This is a genomic window from Qaidamihabitans albus (assembly GCF_016464705.1).
In the GTDB taxonomy this organism is placed as follows: Bacteria; Actinomycetota; Actinomycetes; order Mycobacteriales; family Pseudonocardiaceae; genus Qaidamihabitans; species Qaidamihabitans albus.
Window position 1 is genome coordinate 1 of the sequence record NZ_JAEHOB010000035.1, and the last position, 16,493, is coordinate 16,493.

Consider the following 16,493-nt stretch of genomic DNA (forward strand, 5'->3'; position numbering starts at 1 on the left):
TCGGATGCCACGCCGTGGTCAGTTTTCACGTGCCGCCGACACACATCATTCGCGTCGAACTCGTGGAACACGACTGATCACAGCCCGATTGAAGACGTTCGGGATGTAGGCGGGCGGCGTTCAACGCCACACGTTGTCGCGACGCACCGGCCTTGCTACTCCTGATCAGCGCGCGGGAGCAGTTGGCTCCTCGGGATGGTCCCGCTCGGCGAGTTCGTAGTCGATGGGCGAGCGCATGCCCAGTCAGCTGGACCTCCCGACAGGGAGTCGATCGACACCTTCGTGACCCGGTACATCGGGCTCCGACCGTCCGCTCCCACAGCGACCAGGACATGGGGGTCTCGGACTGGCCGCTGGCGAACCTGCGCACGTCGGCGTAGCCGGTGACGGCTACGCCGCGCACCCAGGCATCGTCGTCGGCACGAACCTTGGAAGCTCGATGCCCGCCTGGCACCGTAGTCGTGTGGCCCCGCATCTCGCGTAGTCAGAAGAACCCGTCTCGCCCGGCGCGCGCGTTTGTCCGGTGCCCGAGGTCGCTGCTGATCCGCGCGGCGGTCCGGAGCAGGAGGGGAACGACCTCGGTGCGTAGGTGTGCAGCGTCGGAGCGTCCGCTCGAAGTCGAGGAGGCCAGGGCCGCCACCACCGCGCCGGTCTGGTCACGTACTGGTGCCGAGATCGAGAGGAGGCCGAGCTCGAGCTCCTCGGCGACGAGGGACCAGCCCTGTTCTTGCACGGTGCGTAGTTCGCGGCGGAACTCGCTTTCGTCGGTGACCGTATGCGGGGTGTAGGCGCGCAGCCCGGACTCGGCGATCACCTCGTCGACCTGCTCGGAGGAAGCCCAGGCCAGTAGCACCCGGCCCATCGAGGTCGCGTGCGCGGGGACACGGGTGCCGATGGAGACGTTGATGCTCATGATTCGGCGGACAGGTACGCGGGCGATGTATACGACGTCGGCGCCGTCCAGCGCGGCGAGCGAGGCCGACTCACCGGTTTGTTCGGCGAGGTGCAGGAGGTGCGGCTGGGCCACCTCGGTCATCCCGTGAGTGGCGGAGTAGTGCTGGCCGATGCTCAGCACGCGTGGGGTGAGCGACCAGTGGCGACCGTTGGCTTGGACGTAGCCGAGCCGCTGGAGGGTAAGCAGGATGCGGCGTACCGCTGGCCGGGATAGCTGCGTGGCCGCGGCGATGTCCGCCAGCGTGGGGTTCGCCCGCTCGGCGTCGAACGCCAGCAGCACCGCGAAGCCCCGTTCGATGCTCTGGATGTAGTCACGATCGTTTGTGTCGGTCGCCATCAGGTCCATCATTCCCCACCCGAATCTTGACAGGTGCAGCGCTCTAGGGCAGTCTTCGCATACATTCGCATAGCGTATAGATTGAACGCATAGCGTACAAGGAGGTGCGCGCGAAGATGCTCGACCAGCGTGAAATCCGGCGCGGCTTCGGCCGGTTCGCCACCGGAGTCACGGTCGTGACTTGCAGGAACCCTGAGGGCGAGCCGCACGGGGCGACCGTGAACGCCTTTACGGCCGTGTCGCTGGAGCCGGCGTTGTGCCAGGTGACCGTGACCCGGCAGTCGAAGGCATGTCAGTACCTCGACGGCAAGCCGTTTGCGGTCAACGTGCTCGCGGCGAGTCAACTGGGCATCGCATGGCATTTCGCGGGCCGTCCGCAGGATCTCGAGCCGCAGTGGGCGGATGGCGTGCTCGCGCCGGTCCTGGTCGGCAATGCAGCCACCATCTCGTGCCTGCCGTGGCGGACCTACGACGGTGGGGACCACGTCATCGTGCTCGGCGAGGTCACGGACCTCGAGACCAGCGACGCCGATCCGTTGCTGTTCTTCGCGGGCGGGTTCCGTGACCTGGCACAGCTCGACACCGACACGCACTGGGCTGCGTCGGTCGACTGCCCCGACCTCGGCTGGTTCGGTGCCGCCACCGAGTTCGCTCCACTGCGTTCGCGCAAGTACGCGTCCTGACGACGAAGAGAGGTTCCTGATGTCGATCCAGCAGAATGACGGTGTCACCACCGCCGCAACCACGGCTTCGCCGAATGCGGGCGAGCCCACGCGCCCCATGACAGGGGATGAGTACCTCGAGTCCATCCGCGATGGACGCGAGGTGTTCATCTACGGCGAGAAGGTCGACGACGTCACGACGCACCCGGCATTCCGCAATTCGGCACGGATGACCGCGCGTCTCTACGACGCCCTGCACGACCCGGACAAGCAGGATGTGCTCACTGCTCCGACCGACACCGGCAGCAACGGGCTCACGCACCCGTTCTTCCGGACCCCGCGCAGCAGTGCCGACCTCTACGCTGACCGCGACGCGATTGCCGAGTGGGCGCGGATGAGCTACGGCTGGATGGGTCGCAGCCCAGACTACAAGGCATCCTTCCTCGGCACCCTCGGGGCGAACGCCGACTTCTACGAGCCGTTCGCCGACAACGCACGGCGCTGGTACACCGAGTCGCAGGAGAAGGTGCTGTACTGGAACCACGCGATCATCAACCCGCCGGTTGATCGCCACCGCGACCCCGATGAGGTGCGCGACGTGTTCATGCACGTCGAGGAAGAGCGCGACGACGGCCTCATCGTTTCCGGCGCCAAAGTCGTGGCCACCGGTTCGGCGATCACCAACTACAACTTCATCGCGCACTACGGGCTGCCGATCAAGAAGCGGGAGTTCGCGCTGGTCTGCACAGTGCCGATGGGCGCGCCCGGGATGAAGTTGATCTGCCGCAACTCCTACTCACATGTCGCCGACTCGACGACCGGCCCGTTCGACTACCCGCTCTCGTCGCGGTTCGACGAGAACGACACGATCTTCGTGCTCGACAAGGTAAAGATTCCGTGGGAGAACGTCTTCATCTTCGGTGATCCGGAGAAGGCGAGCACGTTCTTTCCCGGCTCCGGCTTCCTGCACCGCTTCACCTTCCATGGCGTGACCCGCCTCGCGGTCAAGCTCGACTTCCTCGCCGGCCTGCTGCTCAAGGGTGTGGAAGCCACCGGCACGAAGGACTTCCGCGGCATCCAGACTCGCGTCGGCGAGGTCATCGGCTGGCGCAACATGTTCTGGGCACTGTCCGAGGCGATGGCGGCAAGGCCCGACGAGTGGGTCAATGGTGCGGTACTGCCGCACCTGGACTTCGGACTGGCCTACCGCTGGTTCATGACCGTGGGATATCCGAGGATCCGCGAGATCATCCTGCAAGACCTCGGCAGCGGCCTGATCTACCTACCCTCCAGCGCCAAGGACTTCGGCTCGCCGGAGATCCGCCCCTACCTCGACAAGTATGTGCGGGGTTCCAACGGGATGGACTCCGTCGAACGGGTCAAGCTGATGAAGCTGATCTGGGACTCCATCGGCAGCGAGTTCGGCGGCCGCCACGAGCTCTACGAGCGCAACTACTCCGGTAATCACGAGGGCGTCCGCGCCGAGCTGCTGTTCGCCGCACAGCAGTCGGGTGCGGCCGACGCGATGGCGGGGTTCGCCGAGCAATGCATGGCCGAGTACGACCTGAACGGCTGGACCGTGCCGGACCTGTTCAACCCCGGCGACACCGCTCTCCGGAAGCCATGACCACGGCGCCTGACGAGGAGGTATTCCCATGACCACCGCCCATGATTCCCCCACCGCCGCCGGATCCGGCAGCTCGGCGAGCGCATCGTTCCGCGCCACCAGCCGGCGGATCTCGGCCGGGGCCGTTCCCGCCGAGCGCGTCAGCGAGGTCGTGACCGCCGTGTTGGCAGGCGTGCACGACGCCATCCGCACCCACGAGGTCACCTATCCCGAATTCCAGGCTGCGAAGCAGTGGCTGATGGATGTCGGGGAGGGCGGTGAGTGGCCGCTGTTGCTGGATGTGTTCGTCGAGCACGTCGTGGAGGAGGTCGCCGCCTGCAGCCAGCTCGGCACCAAGGGCACGATCCTCGGGCCCTACTACCTGCCCGACCAACTGAAGCTGCCGGCCACGGCCACCCTTCCGATGCGACCCGACGAGCCGGGCATCCCACTGGTGTTCACCGGGCAGGTGCAGGACACGGCGGGAGACCCGGTGCCCGAGGCCGAGCTGGACATCTGGCACGCTGACGATCAGGGCTATTACTCGGGATTCGCGCCCGGCATCCCGGATGGAAACCTGCGCGGAGTCGTCGTCGCCGACGGCGAGGGCCGCTTCGAGATCGGCACCGTGCGGCCGGCGCCCTACCAGATCCCCACGGACGGGCCCACCGGCAGGCTCATCACCGCGGCGGGCTGGCATCCGTGGCGGCCCGCGCACCTGCACCTTATCGTGCGGGCGCCGGGCAAGCGGCCGATCACCACTCAGCTCTACTTCGCGGGCGGAGACTGGCTCGATAGTGACGTCGCCGAGGCGACCAAACCCGAGCTGGTGCTGGACCCGAAACCACAGCAGGACGGACGCCTTCGCGCGGAATACGACTTCGTCCTCGAAGACTCCGTCGAGGAAAGCGAATGAGCGACCTGCGGATCGACGGTGTCGACACCGTCCTGCTCGACCTGCCGCTGCACCGATCGCACCGCTTCGCCCGGGCCGGGATGGATGCCCAACCCGTGCTGCTGGTGCACATCCGTACCCGCGGTGGCGTTGTCGGTACCGGCGAAGGCGTCGTGCCGGGCGGGCCGTGGTGGGGCGGCGAGTCGGTCGAGACCATGCGAGTGGTCATCGAGCGCTACATCGCCCCGCTACTGCTCGGCAGGACGGTGGACGACATCGCCGGCATCCAGCGCGACGTCGACGACGTGGTAGCGACGAACCTCTACGCCAAGGCCGCGATCGAGGTCGCCCTGCACGATGCCTGGGCCCGATGCCTCGACGTGCCGGTGCACACCCTGCTTGGCGGCCTCGCGCGGCGCTCGGTCCCAGTGACCTGGGCGCTGGGTACGGAGCCCGCACCAGTGGTCATCGATGAGGCGATGGCCAAACTCGACGCCAGGCTCCACCGGAGTTTCAAACTGAAGATGGGTGCCCAGTCCCCGGTGGAGGACGTGGCCAGGGTTTGCGCGGTGGCGGAGAAGCTGGCCGGCGTTGCGGGCGTGCGGGTGGACCTCAACGCCCGCTGGGATCTGCTCACCTCGCTGACCCACCTGCCCCGTCTGGTCGAGGCCGGTGTCGAGCTCATTGAGCAGCCGGTTCCCGGCGCGGAGTTCGAGGCCCTCGCTGAAATCAACCACGCGCTGCCCATCCCGGTGATGGCCGACGAGAGCCTGCGTACGCCCACCGACGCCCTGCGGCTCGCGCGGCTGCGGGCGGCGGACGTGTACGCACTCAAGACCACCAAGTCCGGGGGCCTGCGGCACACCAAGGCGATCGCAGAGATCGCGGCCGCCGCGGGCATTCCCTGCCACGGCGGCACGTCCATCGAGAGCCCGCTCGGCACAGTGGCATCCCTGCACCTCGCGTGCGCGTCGCCGGCGGTCACCTGGGGCAGCGAGCTGTTCGGACCACTACTCATGCGGCACGAGCTGCTGACCACCCCGCTGCGCTACGCCGACGGCGAGCTGTATCTACCCGACGGACCCGGGCTCGGCGTCGAACTCGACCCGGACGCCGTGCGGGCGTTCACGAGGGAGTGAGGACCGTGCTCTTTCACGTACGTATGGACGTCGCCATCCCGCACGGCCTCGACCCTGCCGAGCGCGACAGGCTCGTCACCACCGAGCAGGCCAAGGCGCTTGACCTGCAGCGCTCCGGTGTGTGGCCGCACCTGTGGCGAATCGTCGGAAAGTACAGCAACATCAGCGTGTTCGACGTCAGCTCCAGCGATGAGTTGCACGACATCCTGTCGTCACTGCCCCTGTACCCGTTCATGACCATCGACGTCACACCGCTTGCCCAGCACCCTTCGGACTTGGCGGCCCAGCCATGACCGCAGCCGTTCACGACGGGCGATCGGATGTGGTGGGGACCCGAGGAAGGTCACTACCGACTGGTCGGTGTGTGTCGTCACCATCGGCGTGTTCGACGGAGTCCATCGCTGGTTTCGCCCCGCCCCGCCCGTGTCCTGGTGCTGGTCTGCGAGTTAAACGCGGCGGCGGTCGTGGTCGGGACAAACTTCACGTCCGGCCATCTCGGCGCGGGTGACGTCGACACCAAAAGGTGAACTGCCCCGGCATGTCCGGAGACCTACTGGATTGAGAGCTTCGGCTGTGCTGGGCTCGGTGGTGAGCGTAGTGAGCGGTCTCGGCCAGGGCGTTGCCGAACGACGAGCCGACCGCGCCGACTGACGCTTGATCCCAGGAGCTTCGAGGCGCTTGGGGTGCGCCAGGGACAGGTCTGGCTGCCGTGATCGTGATGAGCGGTGAACGCGAGATCGAAGGCCGGTGCGAGCGTGGCGAGGTCGACGGGTCGCGGGCGGCCGCCGGCGGTCACCGCGACCAGCTCGACCTCAGCGCCCACCAGGCCGGGCCGCGGCGCGGGAGCGAACATGCGCTCGACCGCGCGTGCGAGGCTCACGCGCCGGCCTCGGTCTGGAGGACCGGGCGTCCGTAGCCGGTGCGGCCGGACTGGTCTATCCCGTGTTCCTCCCACGAATACAGGTGCAGTTCGAGGCCATCCGGGTCGTTGAACACCAACAGCCAGCCGACGGAGGCGTCGATGACGGGTGAGCGAGGGATCTTCAGCCTGTCCAGATACTGCGCCCACGCCTCGATGTCGGCGCGATCCCGGACGGCGAAGCCGAAAGGGTCGAAGCCCTTGCAGCCCTGCGCCGCAGCCGGGTTCTCCCGGAAGGCGACCAACGTGTCACCGAAGCCGGGCACCTTCCCGCCGACTCCACGCACCACCCCGTCGTCGTCTGGGAACTCGAAGGTGGTCCGGAACCCGAAGACTCGCTCATACCAGGACACTGACCGCGGCAGGTCGGTGACCGGGATCTTCACGTGGTGCACGCCAGCGAGTGGGGGACGAGTCATGGCGGCCTCCCAAAACTTTCGCCGCAGTGGCACTGCGGTCAATGATGATAGGATGGCTCGTATGTCCGACTCAGTCAAGCGGCAATATCGGTCGCCACGACGAGCGGCGGCCGCGGCGGCAACCCGGGCACGCATCCGGAATGCCGCCGCACTGCTCTTCGTCCAGCGCGGCTATGTCGCCACGACGATGAAGGAGGTCGCCGCGGCCGCAGAGGTCGGGGAGCGAACGCTCTACGATGCCTTCCCCAGCAAGCCAGTGCTCTTCGGGCACACCCTCGGCGTGGCAACGGTCGGCGACGAGCAACCGGTTCGAGTATCTGACAGACCCGAGATCATCGCGGCGCGAGAGGCGCCGGACCCTGAGCTGGCGATTAAGCAGATCGTCTCCTACACGGTGCCGCTGCTCGAACGCGCAAGCGACCTCATCATGGTCAGCGTGGAGGCAGCGGGCGCTGACCCGGACATGCGCGCAGCCGCCGACGCAGGCGCATCGGCCACACACGAGGTGTGCTCGGCGTTCACGATGGCGCTCCACGAGCGGGGGCTGCTACGAGATGGCCTCGATGCCATCACGGCGGCCGACATCATGTACGCGCTCTCGTCACCGCACATGCACCAACTCTTGCGGCGCCACCGACGCTGGAGCGTCCCGCACTACCAGGCCTGGCTGGAATCCAGCCTCATTCAGCAGCTTCTGCGTACCAACGGAGCGTCCACCCGAACAACGCGCGGACGCGCGCAGGGATGATCGCCTCGGCAAGCGACCACGGCTCGAACCGAAGCGCTGTTCACCAGGGACTAGCTGGACGCCGTCGCCCGGTACCTTTCGCCGCGTGCGGTGAGCCGTTCGCTGAGAGTGTGTTCGGCGCGTGGGACTCCTCCCAGTTGCCCTCGACGTGTACCAGACCAATCGTGGTCACCGGTGTTCCGTCACACGCTGCAGGTTGCGTGGTCGTTCGCTCAACGCTCGGCTCGTAGCAGGGTGCGATGTCGCGGTTTCCACGATTCGCGCCGAAATAACCCGTTCGCCTGGCGACGCCACACCAACGGCAGCACCGAGGCGACGGTGTATGCCACACCGCATCGTCCACGGCTGTCGACGGCGGCACGTGGCTCGCGGCCCCGGTTCCGTCACGCTGTCGCGTCGTTGTGCACGACTCCCGGCTTCACTGTCGGTCAACGACCTCGCCGCGACGGAATCGGACATCGAACGCGCTCACGACGCCGAGACCCCCGGTCGGCCACGGACACTGCGACGCCTTTGCCACTCCATTCAACCATCCCCGATCGGTGGAACTTCTCACCGAGCGACGTAACCGACGCGGGATGCCATCAACGGGTGAATGAACAGCTGGCATACGCCGCCGTCCGGAGCCGCCGCTCCCTCCGATCAAGCGACCAAGGTGCCTGCCTTGCGGACGTGCGCGGCCAGTGCGGCCGCGACGTACTCGGCGTCGCGATGCACCCCGCGCAGCGTGTTGGAGGCAAACGACCGCTGAAACTCCAGTCCCACGTACACCAGGCCAAGGTGGGAGGTGGAGATGCCGCCGGTGTGCCGGGGCAGCCCGTCGACGAGGGCGCCCAGCGGTTCGAGGTAGTCCAGGTGCGGGCGGTAGCCGGTGGCGAACAGAATGGTGTCCACTTGCTCCCGCATGCCGTCGGGCCACACCACGTGGTCGCCGTCGAAGGCGGTGAACATGGGGCGGCGGTCCAGCCGGCCGGTCTCGACGGCGTGGCGGTAGTCGCCGGTGTCCAGGACCAGGGTGGTCGTGACGAGGCGGGTTAGCCATTCCGGGGGCAGGTCGTCGAACCCGGTGTGGTGCAGCCAGTAGTGCAGGTCCCGTCCGTCGTGTCGTTGCGGGACGAAACCGACGGGATGCCGGGTGGCGAGCGTGACCTCCGCGACGTCGGCCAGTTCGTAGCCGACCTGCACCGCGGAGTTCCCGGCCCCGACCACCAGCACTCGCTGCCCGGCATAGGGCTTGGGATCGCGGTAGTCGGCGACGTGCAGCAGTCGGCCGGTGAAGCTGTCCTGGCCCGGCAGCACCGGTAGGTAGGGGTTTCCGAAGGACCCGCTAGCGGCGATCACACCAGCGGCGGGCAGTGTCTCGCCGGCCTCGGTCCGAATGAGGAAGCCCCTGTCGTTGTCCGTGGTGACGGCGCTGACCCGGGTTCCGGTGTGGATTTCCACGTCGAGGCTGGCGGCGTAGGCACGCAGGTAGTCGGCGACCTCGTCGCGAATAGGGTAGCGCTCGGGATCGCCGGGGAAGGGGACGTCGGGCATCCCGCTGTAGCCGGCGGGGGAGAACAGCGTGAGGCTGTCGTAGTAGTGCGGCCACGAACCGGTCGGTTCCCGTCCGGCTTCCAGGATCAGCGGGGTCAGGCCGTGGGCCTGGGCGGCGCGGGCGGCGGCGAGGCCGGACTGGCCGCCGCCGATGACGATGACATCGTTCATGATTCCCTCTCGGTTGTTGCGGATGGGGTGCTGGCGAGCCCGAGCGCGGAGCCACCCAGCGCCAGGATCGCGAGCACGAGAAACATCGGGGAATAGCCGCCGGTGAGGGCGGCGATGCTCGCCCCGGCCCACGGAGCCAGGGCCACGGTGATGGTCAGCGGAGCGGACAGGATCCCGGTCAGGCGGCCGTAGTGAGTGGCTCCCCATCGGTCGGTGACCGCCGTGGCCTGCAGCAGCGTGAGGATGCCCCGTGCCATGCCGGCGACGACGGCCGCGACGATCAGCGCGGCCGCCGAGGTCAGCGCGCCGAGCAGGGCGGTGGTGAGCGCGACCGCGATCAGCACCAGCACCGTGCGGGCCCGCACGCCCAACCGTTGGACGAGTGGGTCGTAGCCGAGCCGGCCGAGCACCTGGCCGAGGCCGCCGAGGCCGAGTGCGACCGCCGCCGTGCCCGCGCCGATCCCCCGCTCGGCGAGAAGCGGCACCAGGTTGACCACCACCGCGAAGGCTGCGAAGGCGCTCAGTGCCAGTGCCGCGACGAGTGCGACGAAGGCGCGGCTGCGCACCACCTGCTCCGGCGCCTGGCCCGGGGAGCCAGCCCCGACCGTGCCGGGACGCGGCCACGGGCCACGCAGTCCCCATGCGTGCCCGGTCACCGTGACCACCGCGAGCACGACGGCGAGTACGACGTAGGCCTGCCGCCAGCCCAGGTGCGCCGCGAGCGCGGCCGTCAGCGGCGCGAACACGGTGCTGGCCAGGCCCGCCGCCAGCGTGAGTACCGTCAGCGCCCGCACCCGGCGCGGCCCGTACCAGCGAGTGAGCGCCGCGAACGCCGGCGGGTAGAGCACGGCGCCCATCGCGACCCCGGCCAGCAGCCACGCGCCGAAGAACCACACCAGGTTCTGCGCGGCGGCGATGGCCAGTACGGCGGGTACCGCCAGTATCGATCCGGCCGTCATCACTGCCCGAGGGCCGCGCCGGTCGAGCACCCGGCCGACCGGGATGCCGACCAGCGCGGCGACGAGCAGGCTCGCGGAGAAGGCCGCGGTCAGCGACGGCAGCGACCAGCCGGTCGTCGCGCTGATGTCCGCGGCCAGCACCGGGAACGCGTAGTACAGCACGCCCCAGCTGGTGATCTCGGTGACACACAGTGTGGCAAGCACGCGGCGCAACGCGGCGCGATCCAGCGCGCCAGGCCGCGCCGCCGTGGCCGGGACCATCAGCGCTCGGCCGACGGCGCCGTCAGGGTGAGGCCTTCCGGCTCGCCCGCGCAACATCCGCCTCCGGCGGCGGTCTCGGGTTCGTCGAACAACCCAGCGCCCCCGCCACACCCGGTCTCGGGTAGCACGAGCTCGACCCGCTCGGCCGCCTCCCGATCGCCGGCCAGCGCGGCGGCGAGGCTACGCACCTGCTCATAGCCGATCATCGCAAGGAAAGTCGGCGCGGCGAGCGGGCGCATGTACGCGCTCGCTCATTCGGCACCGTCGGGTAAGTCTCGTCGGACGGCGGCTGCCAGCCGGTTGCGGCAAGCAGGCGTCCCGCGGCCGGGGCCACCAGTTCCGGCCACCGCGAGAACAACCGCACGTGGCGCCACTCGGTGACCGCGGCCCCCGCCTCGGGCCTACGTTCCAGCACCACCGGATCGATCCCGCGTTCGGCCAGCCCGACCGCCGCGGCCAAACCCACGGGACCGGCTCCGACCACCGCCACGGGCAACTCGCCCATTGCTCCCGCCTTTCATCGTTATCCATCGATAGAGTCGGGTTGAATGTATCTACCATCATCGATTGATGCAACCATCGATCTACGTCGATAATGAAGAACATGACGAGCGCCGCTCCGCGGTCCGCAGCTCCTGCCCGACCAGGACGCCACCGCGTCTACGCCGAGTGGTTCGCCTGCCCGAGCCGGCCCGGGTGCGGACGCCGCACGCGGTGGCCACCGATCCCGGAGGCATCACCGTCGGCGCCCTGACCGAGCAGCTCGGCATCAGCCAGTCCGCCTGCTCCCACCACATCCGCAAGCTCGCCGACATCGGCTTCCTACGCCGGGCTCGTCGGTGTGTTCTTCATGGTCTTGTGGCGAGGGGGTGTGGTTCTCCGGTCAGGGTGGCCAGGGCGGTCGCGACATCGGTGATGTCGGCTCTGACATAGGTGCTGGTGGCGTCATCGCGGGTGTCGGTGTGGCCGGCGTAGGCGTGTGCTGTGGCGAACCCGAAGCTGCGTTCCACCTGAGCTTGGCCCCGTAGATCGGACACCTTCCGTGAGGTGACTGTGGTCATCAGGAAAGGATGTGATCATGCCTGCACCGCACCCGCCTGAGTTCCGTCGTCGTGCTGTTGAGCTGGCCCGTCAGGGCGATCAACCGGTTGCTGAGGTCGCCAAGCAGCTACAGGTCAGCGAGTCGTGCCTGCGGCGCTGGATGGCCCAGGCCGATGCCGACGAGAACGGTAGCGATTCCCGGCTGACGTCGGCAGAGAAACGTGAGCTCGCGCAGTTGCGCCGCGAGAAACGGCGACTGGAAATGGAAAATGAGATCCTCAAGCGCGCAGCGGCGTTCTTCGCGAAGGAAACATCCTCCCAAACTACAATATCGGTTGGTCCACGAGCTGGCCGACGACGGCATCGACGTGTCGGTGGCCTGCCGAGTACTCGGCGTGTCGAGATCGGGATATTACGACTGGCGCGGCCGTCCACCGTCGGCCCGCGCCGAGGAGAACGCATTACTCATGAAACACATCGCCGAGGTCCACGAGCAGTCCCGGGGTACCTACGGCTGGCCCCGGGTGCACGCTGAGCTGCGGCTGGGGCTCGGGCTCGAGGTCAACCACAAGCGGGTGCGCCGGTTGATGCGCGAGGCCGGGCTGCAGGCCTGTACCGGCGCCGTCGGCATGGCTGCACGATCCGCAACCCAGCCGACGACCCGGCCACTGACCGGGTCAGTCGCCAGTTCGCCGTGGACGGGCCGGACCGGCTGTGGCTGACCGACATCACCGAGCACTCCACCGGCGAGGGCCGACTGTACTGCGCGGCGGTGATGGATGCCTACTCCCGCCGCATCATCGGCTGGTCCATCGCCGAGCGCACGCCCAGAGGCCCGCGAAACCGAACCACGCGGCCAGGACGGCTGTCGACGACGGACCGGACTGTCTCCAGTCAAGGTCAGTTCCGCATGGCGTCAGCCTCCCGTGAGTCGGTACTTCGGCGTACAGACCAGCACGGCGCGCAAAACTCATCGGTCAGGCCACACCGAGGGCTGGTTGACCAGTTGACCACCACGCCAAGCGGATGCTCCGTACGGAAAGGAAACCTCCGACGTACCGGCGGGGACGAGACGAGCCCACCGCCACCGCTGTGATCTGCGCTGTTGCGGATACCCCGTACGGTGAAAATCTCACTAACCGGAGGCTAAACATACACGTACTGAGCCCAGCTATACCAAGATCAAACCCTGCCAACTCCTTGACGCATGACACTGCGCAGGATGCGTGTTCATGCGACAGAACATGGCGTCGACCGACGACAAAGCGCCAGGGCCAGGTGGCGCAGCGTGCGGATGCGTCTGACCAACTAGGCTTGAATCATGCCGACTGATCTCCAGCTGAAGACGATGAACGCCGGGCACCGACTTCTGCTCAAAATCACCGGGGGCCGGCTCGGCCGCACGATCGCGGGTATGCCGTCGCTGGAGCTCACCACGATCGGACGGAAGTCCGGTGAGACACGATCGGTCATGCTCACCGCGCCTATCGTCGACGGCGACACCATCGTCGTCGTGGCGTCCCGAGGCGGGGACCCTACCCATCCAGCGTGGTTTCTCAACCTGCGCGACAATCCCGCTGTCGAGGTGTCGCTGCAGCAAGGGCCACGACACCCGATGAAGGCCAGGATCGCTAGTGCGGACGAGCGGGCTGCGCTCTGGCCGCGTGTGGTGGCGGCATACCGGGCCTACGCGAGCTACCAGCGCAAGACCGCGCGTGAGATCCCGCTCGTGCTACTCACCCCTGCCTGAGCCCAGGGGTTCAGGCAGATGCGATCGGTGGCTATCCGAGCCGATTCGCACGCGGATCCCGAGACGATCTTGTGTCACCGTTCCAGTGGTCTTCTTCGCGTACCCGCTCAGATCGGTCAACGGCGCACCCGATAGCGCAGGTGAAGCACCCGGTTGCCCTGAATCACCACGTCAGGATCCTCCAACAGGTGCTGCGCGTGGACCGACCCGAAGTAGCGCTTGCCGGACCCGAACACCACGGGTACGACGTCCATACGCACCTCGTCGACCAGGCCCGCGGCAAGCACCTGGCCACCGACCTCGCCAGCGGAGACCACGATCATGCGGTCACCCGCAAGCTCCTGCGCCTTGGCCATGGCTGCCTCGACGCCGTCGACGAAGTGAAACGGCGCCTCGGGATCCCAGCCCTCGGGCTCCGGCCGGTGCGTCACGACGACCACGTGGTCACCCCCACCCGGAGGCTTCCCGTCCCAGCCGTCCGTCATGTCGAAGACGTGGCGGCCGACGATCAGCGCCCCGATCTGGTCCCAGTACGGCCGGGTGTAGTCGTAGGAGGTCTGCGACACCTTCAGCTCGCCGCTCTCGTCCAGCGGGACGTCACCGTTGAAGTACCAGTCGAACAGCGGTCCGGGCTGGTCATTCTCGTCCGCGACGAAGCCGTCCACCGACACCACGTTGTACATGACCACCTTGCCCACGGGGCCTCTCCTCTCCTCTGCTTTGGACTCCCAAATTAGCGTGTCGTGAGCTGTCGCTCTTGTAAGAAATCAATCGGCCGGCAGCGGCCAGCTGTCCAGCGCGTGGCCGGGATGTTCGCGCAGGAACCGCCGCCGGACCTCGACGTACCGGGTCGGCGTGAGCCCGGTGAACGCCCGGAACTCGTGGCCGAAGTGGGCCTGGTCGAAGTACCCTGCGCCACCGGCAAGGTCGCCCCAGTCGATCGGTCCGGCGAAGTTGATCGCGAACACGGTGGCGAAGAAGCGGTAGGTGCGGGCCAGCCGCTTCGGCGTGACGCCGATGAGCTCCTTGAACCGCTGTGCCAGATGAGTGTTGCTGACACCGGCTGCCACCCTCAGGTCGCCGATCGCCACCGCCCCGCTGGTCGCCGCGATGACACTGCTCGTATGGCGGACCAGCCCCAGGCCGGCGGTCTCGCACAGCCGTCGCATCAGCTCCTCCTCGAGCAGCGTCAGCATCTCGTGCGGTCCGTCCGCCGTGGCCAGCCGGTCTCGCAGCTCAGCAATGGCGGGCCGGCCCCAAACCTGCTCTACCGTCACCGGCCGGTCACACAGCTCGGCCGCGGGCATCGACAGGAACGGCGCCAGCCCCCACGGCTTGAAGTGCACGCCGACGGACCGGGTCCGGAGTGGGTAACCGAACTCCAACGCGCGGGTGGGCATGGTGACCACGCAGCCGTCGGCGTACTCGGCCGGCTCGATGTCGGTGCCGGCGCGGACGCGGAACGACGCCCCGAGGTTGACGATGAGCAGCGCCGCCGGCATCGGCGGCAGCGTCAGCCGGGCGTACGGCGGCGCACCCTCCAGGTAGTAAAGGTCGTCGATCAGCCCGTCCAACGGCGGTCGCGGCACTCTGGACACGTACTCCACGCCCACAGCATCGCCGACGACCCGCCGGCATCGCGCGCCGGGATGGTCCAGCCGCGCTGCCGCCAGCATCGAGCCGGCGCCGATCATGGGATGTACTACCGCTGCCCAGCGAGGACGCTCGCGCCAGGCTCACCCGCGCTCGCCGAGCATCCGGCGACCGTCTACATTCGGGAGGCCCCGGTGCGGGACGCCGTGAACGGCTGGATCGGGGAGCTGCTCGCTCCGGCGAACGTGGATCGGACGGTGCGGATGCTGGTCGAGTCGCAGGGCGGGCAGCGGCAGGTGGATACCGAGCAGGCGCGGAGGCGGTTGGCGGATGCGCAGGCGAAGTTGCGGCGGTTCCAGGATGCGATCAACCAGGCGCAGCCGACAAGGCGAGCGCGCAGGCTGCGCTGGACAACACCCGCGAGCCGGACACACTGAGCGAGGCCGAGATTCACGCCATGGTCGATTCGCTCGGTGACGTCCGGACCGCCCTGTCGGGCGGGAGCCGGACAAGCTGGCCGAGCTGTACCCGGCACCGCCTAGCTCGTCATCGACCAGCGGCGCCGTGTGATCGTCGGCGAGGTGCCGCTGGACACGTTGTGGCACGCCGTGCCCGCGTTCCCCACGATGAGCGAGGTGTGGCTGCGCCTGCTGGAGGCCGATCGCGGCCTCGGGTAGAGGCNCCGGCACCGCCTAGCTCGTCATCGACCAGCGGCGCCGTGTGATCGTCGGCGAGGTGCCGCTGGACACGTTGTGGCACGCCGTGCCCGCGTTCCCCACGATGAGCGAGGTGTGGCTGCGCCTGCTGGAGGCCGATCGCGGCCTCGGGTAGAGGCTGCCCATTGTGGACACCCACTTGTGGCCGACCATGGAGGAACCAATCGTTACAGAGCGGTAGACTCCGGCCATGGGGAGATACGTGCGCCGCGGTCAAGATCTTGTCGTTGACATTGCTCTGGTGGGCGACACCGCATGGTTCGTGGCCAACTTGTATGAAGGTCTCGTGGACGTCCCGCAGTTGCTCATCGACTCGCGCCCGCGTCGGCGGCCCGGCCTCATCGCACCGGGGAGCCCGGTGCGGTATTTCGCTCTCAACGGCCTTGTCGCAATCCCGGCTTCCGGGTTGGCACTGGCGACCGCTTGGCGGCAAGGACACAGAGCCGCGGCAGGCACAGCCGCTGGCGCTCTTGGTGCCGCCGTTGCCCTGAGTGGATTCCTGATCCGTACTGTGAACGTGCCGCTGCTGACCGGCAATGAGGGCCTGCCGCCGGCACGTCTGTCCGGGCTCAAGGCGCGCTGGCATGCCGCGAATGCACTGCGGCTGCTCGCACTTGGTGCCGGGATCGTCGCGATTGAACGCACTCGCTTCCGTCGTGAACGCGACGAACGTCCGTAGCAAACTGCCTCGCCGCTTCAAGACCGGATGTCCTCTGTGACCCTATGGATTACTTGGACGGCGACTGTCAGGGTCGTAGGCGTCGCAGCCGCAGCACCGTGCCGAGGG

General features: G+C 67.9%; 19 protein-coding genes and 3 pseudogenes. 13 read left to right on the plus strand and 9 right to left on the minus strand.

All coding sequences use genetic code 11. From position 1 onward, the window contains the following. Window positions 1–484 precede the first annotated feature (484 nt). Complete coding sequence (locus tag JAP66_RS31435; RefSeq protein ID WP_372449033.1) at window positions 485–1,291, minus strand: IclR family transcriptional regulator domain-containing protein; 807 nt, start codon at window positions 1,289–1,291, stop codon at window positions 485–487. A gap of 116 nt (window positions 1,292–1,407) precedes the next feature. On the opposite strand from JAP66_RS31435, the gene JAP66_RS31440 reads away from it, so the two are divergent. Genes JAP66_RS31440 through catC form a run of 5 tightly spaced genes read left to right on the plus strand, consistent with a single transcriptional unit; the run spans window position 1,408 to window position 5,886 of the window. Then, complete coding sequence (locus JAP66_RS31440; RefSeq protein ID WP_199435532.1) at window positions 1,408–1,974, plus strand: flavin reductase family protein; 567 nt, start codon at window positions 1,408–1,410, stop codon at window positions 1,972–1,974. Window positions 1,975–1,993: 19 nt separating this feature from the next. Continuing rightward, on the plus strand, window positions 1,994–3,580 hold the full coding sequence (locus JAP66_RS31445; RefSeq protein WP_372449034.1) for a 4-hydroxyphenylacetate 3-hydroxylase family protein: 1,587 nt from the start codon (window positions 1,994–1,996) through the stop codon (window positions 3,578–3,580). Window positions 3,581–3,608: 28 nt separating this feature from the next. Beyond that, window positions 3,609–4,475 (plus strand): catechol 1,2-dioxygenase, encoded by an 867-nt coding sequence (catA, locus tag JAP66_RS31450; protein WP_199435519.1) that lies wholly within the window; start codon window positions 3,609–3,611, stop codon window positions 4,473–4,475. Further along, window positions 4,472–5,593 (plus strand): muconate/chloromuconate family cycloisomerase, encoded by a 1,122-nt coding sequence (locus tag JAP66_RS31455; protein ID WP_199435520.1) that lies wholly within the window; start codon window positions 4,472–4,474, stop codon window positions 5,591–5,593. Before catA ends, JAP66_RS31455 begins: the two co-directional genes overlap by 4 nt. 5 nt (window positions 5,594–5,598) lie before the next feature. Beyond that, window positions 5,599–5,886, plus strand: a complete 288-nt coding sequence (catC, locus tag JAP66_RS31460; RefSeq protein WP_199435521.1) for a muconolactone Delta-isomerase — start codon at window positions 5,599–5,601, stop codon at window positions 5,884–5,886. A gap of 583 nt (window positions 5,887–6,469) precedes the next feature. On the opposite strand, the gene JAP66_RS31465 is transcribed toward catC, so the two are convergent. Next, window positions 6,470–6,931, minus strand: a complete 462-nt coding sequence (locus JAP66_RS31465) for a VOC family protein (protein WP_199435522.1) — start codon at window positions 6,929–6,931, stop codon at window positions 6,470–6,472. A 61-nt stretch (window positions 6,932–6,992) separates the two neighbouring features. Here JAP66_RS31465 and JAP66_RS31470 point away from each other — a divergent pair, with 61 nt between their 5' ends. Next, entirely contained in the window at window positions 6,993–7,679 is a 687-nt protein-coding gene (locus JAP66_RS31470; RefSeq protein ID WP_199435523.1) for a TetR/AcrR family transcriptional regulator, read from the plus strand. Window positions 7,680–8,321: 642 nt separating this feature from the next. Here JAP66_RS31470 and JAP66_RS31475 read toward each other — a convergent pair. Genes JAP66_RS31475 through JAP66_RS31490 form a run of 4 tightly spaced genes read right to left on the minus strand, consistent with a single transcriptional unit; the run spans window position 8,322 to window position 11,111 of the window. Beyond that, window positions 8,322–9,386 carry a flavin-containing monooxygenase gene (locus JAP66_RS31475; protein WP_199435524.1) on the minus strand — a complete coding sequence of 355 codons (1,065 nt, stop codon included), beginning with the start codon at window positions 9,384–9,386 and terminating at the stop codon, window positions 8,322–8,324. Further along, on the minus strand, window positions 9,383–10,606 hold the full coding sequence (locus JAP66_RS31480) for an MFS transporter (RefSeq protein WP_199435525.1): 1,224 nt from the start codon (window positions 10,604–10,606) through the stop codon (window positions 9,383–9,385). Before JAP66_RS31480 ends, JAP66_RS31475 begins: the two co-directional genes overlap by 4 nt. Then, a complete protein-coding gene (locus JAP66_RS31485; protein ID WP_307849803.1) occupies window positions 10,606–10,812 on the minus strand; it encodes a hypothetical protein in 207 nt (68 codons plus the stop codon). The genes JAP66_RS31480 and JAP66_RS31485 overlap by 1 nt, the downstream gene beginning before the upstream one ends. Further along, window positions 10,809–11,111 carry an FAD-dependent oxidoreductase gene (locus JAP66_RS31490; RefSeq protein WP_307849804.1) on the minus strand — a complete coding sequence of 101 codons (303 nt, stop codon included), beginning with the start codon at window positions 11,109–11,111 and terminating at the stop codon, window positions 10,809–10,811. The genes JAP66_RS31485 and JAP66_RS31490 overlap by 4 nt, the downstream gene beginning before the upstream one ends. Window positions 11,112–11,176: 65 nt before the next feature. Here JAP66_RS31490 and JAP66_RS33430 point away from each other — a divergent pair, with 65 nt between their 5' ends. Then, the gene (locus JAP66_RS33430; protein ID WP_372449036.1) at window positions 11,177–11,539 is read left to right on the plus strand and encodes an ArsR/SmtB family transcription factor; all 363 of its coding nucleotides are present in this window, start codon (window positions 11,177–11,179) and stop codon (window positions 11,537–11,539) included. On the opposite strand, the pseudogene JAP66_RS31500 reads toward JAP66_RS33430, so the two are convergent. Further along, window positions 11,467–11,616: pseudogene (locus tag JAP66_RS31500) on the minus strand (site-specific integrase); the annotation flags it as partial. The gene JAP66_RS33430 and the pseudogene JAP66_RS31500 overlap by 73 nt on opposite strands. A 68-nt stretch (window positions 11,617–11,684) precedes the next feature. Here JAP66_RS31500 and JAP66_RS33435 point away from each other — a divergent pair. The 4 genes and pseudogenes from JAP66_RS33435 to JAP66_RS31510 all read left to right on the plus strand — a co-directional run. Next, window positions 11,685–11,882 (plus strand): annotated as a pseudogene (locus JAP66_RS33435) (transposase); the annotation flags it as partial. Window positions 11,883–11,916: 34 nt separating this feature from the next. Beyond that, the gene (locus tag JAP66_RS31505) at window positions 11,917–12,369 is read left to right on the plus strand and encodes an IS3 family transposase (RefSeq protein WP_268963352.1); all 453 of its coding nucleotides are present in this window, start codon (window positions 11,917–11,919) and stop codon (window positions 12,367–12,369) included. After that, window positions 12,312–12,461, plus strand: a pseudogene (locus JAP66_RS33535) (DDE-type integrase/transposase/recombinase); the annotation flags it as partial. The gene JAP66_RS31505 and the pseudogene JAP66_RS33535, both read left to right, overlap by 58 nt. Window positions 12,462–12,968: 507 nt before the next feature. Next, window positions 12,969–13,397, plus strand: coding sequence for a nitroreductase family deazaflavin-dependent oxidoreductase (locus JAP66_RS31510; protein ID WP_199435528.1), 429 nt, complete (start codon window positions 12,969–12,971; stop codon window positions 13,395–13,397). Between the two features lie 116 nt (window positions 13,398–13,513). Here JAP66_RS31510 and JAP66_RS31515 read toward each other — a convergent pair whose 3' ends face one another. Both JAP66_RS31515 and JAP66_RS31520 read right to left on the minus strand, forming a co-directional pair. Continuing rightward, a complete protein-coding gene (locus JAP66_RS31515) occupies window positions 13,514–14,095 on the minus strand; it encodes a dihydrofolate reductase family protein (RefSeq protein WP_199435529.1) in 582 nt (193 codons plus the stop codon). 69 nt (window positions 14,096–14,164) lie between these two features. Continuing rightward, window positions 14,165–14,986, minus strand: coding sequence for a helix-turn-helix domain-containing protein (locus JAP66_RS31520; RefSeq protein ID WP_199435533.1), 822 nt, complete (start codon window positions 14,984–14,986; stop codon window positions 14,165–14,167). Between the two features lie 198 nt (window positions 14,987–15,184). Between JAP66_RS31520 and JAP66_RS31525 the strand changes: the two genes are divergently transcribed. Together JAP66_RS31525 and JAP66_RS31530 are read left to right on the plus strand one after the other, a co-directional pair. Further along, window positions 15,185–15,427, plus strand: coding sequence for a hypothetical protein (locus tag JAP66_RS31525; protein ID WP_199435530.1), 243 nt, complete (start codon window positions 15,185–15,187; stop codon window positions 15,425–15,427). Window positions 15,428–15,896: 469 nt separating this feature from the next. Then, on the plus strand, window positions 15,897–16,385 hold the full coding sequence (locus tag JAP66_RS31530; RefSeq protein WP_199435531.1) for a DUF1772 domain-containing protein: 489 nt from the start codon (window positions 15,897–15,899) through the stop codon (window positions 16,383–16,385). The last annotated feature ends 108 nt before the right edge of the window (window positions 16,386–16,493 follow it).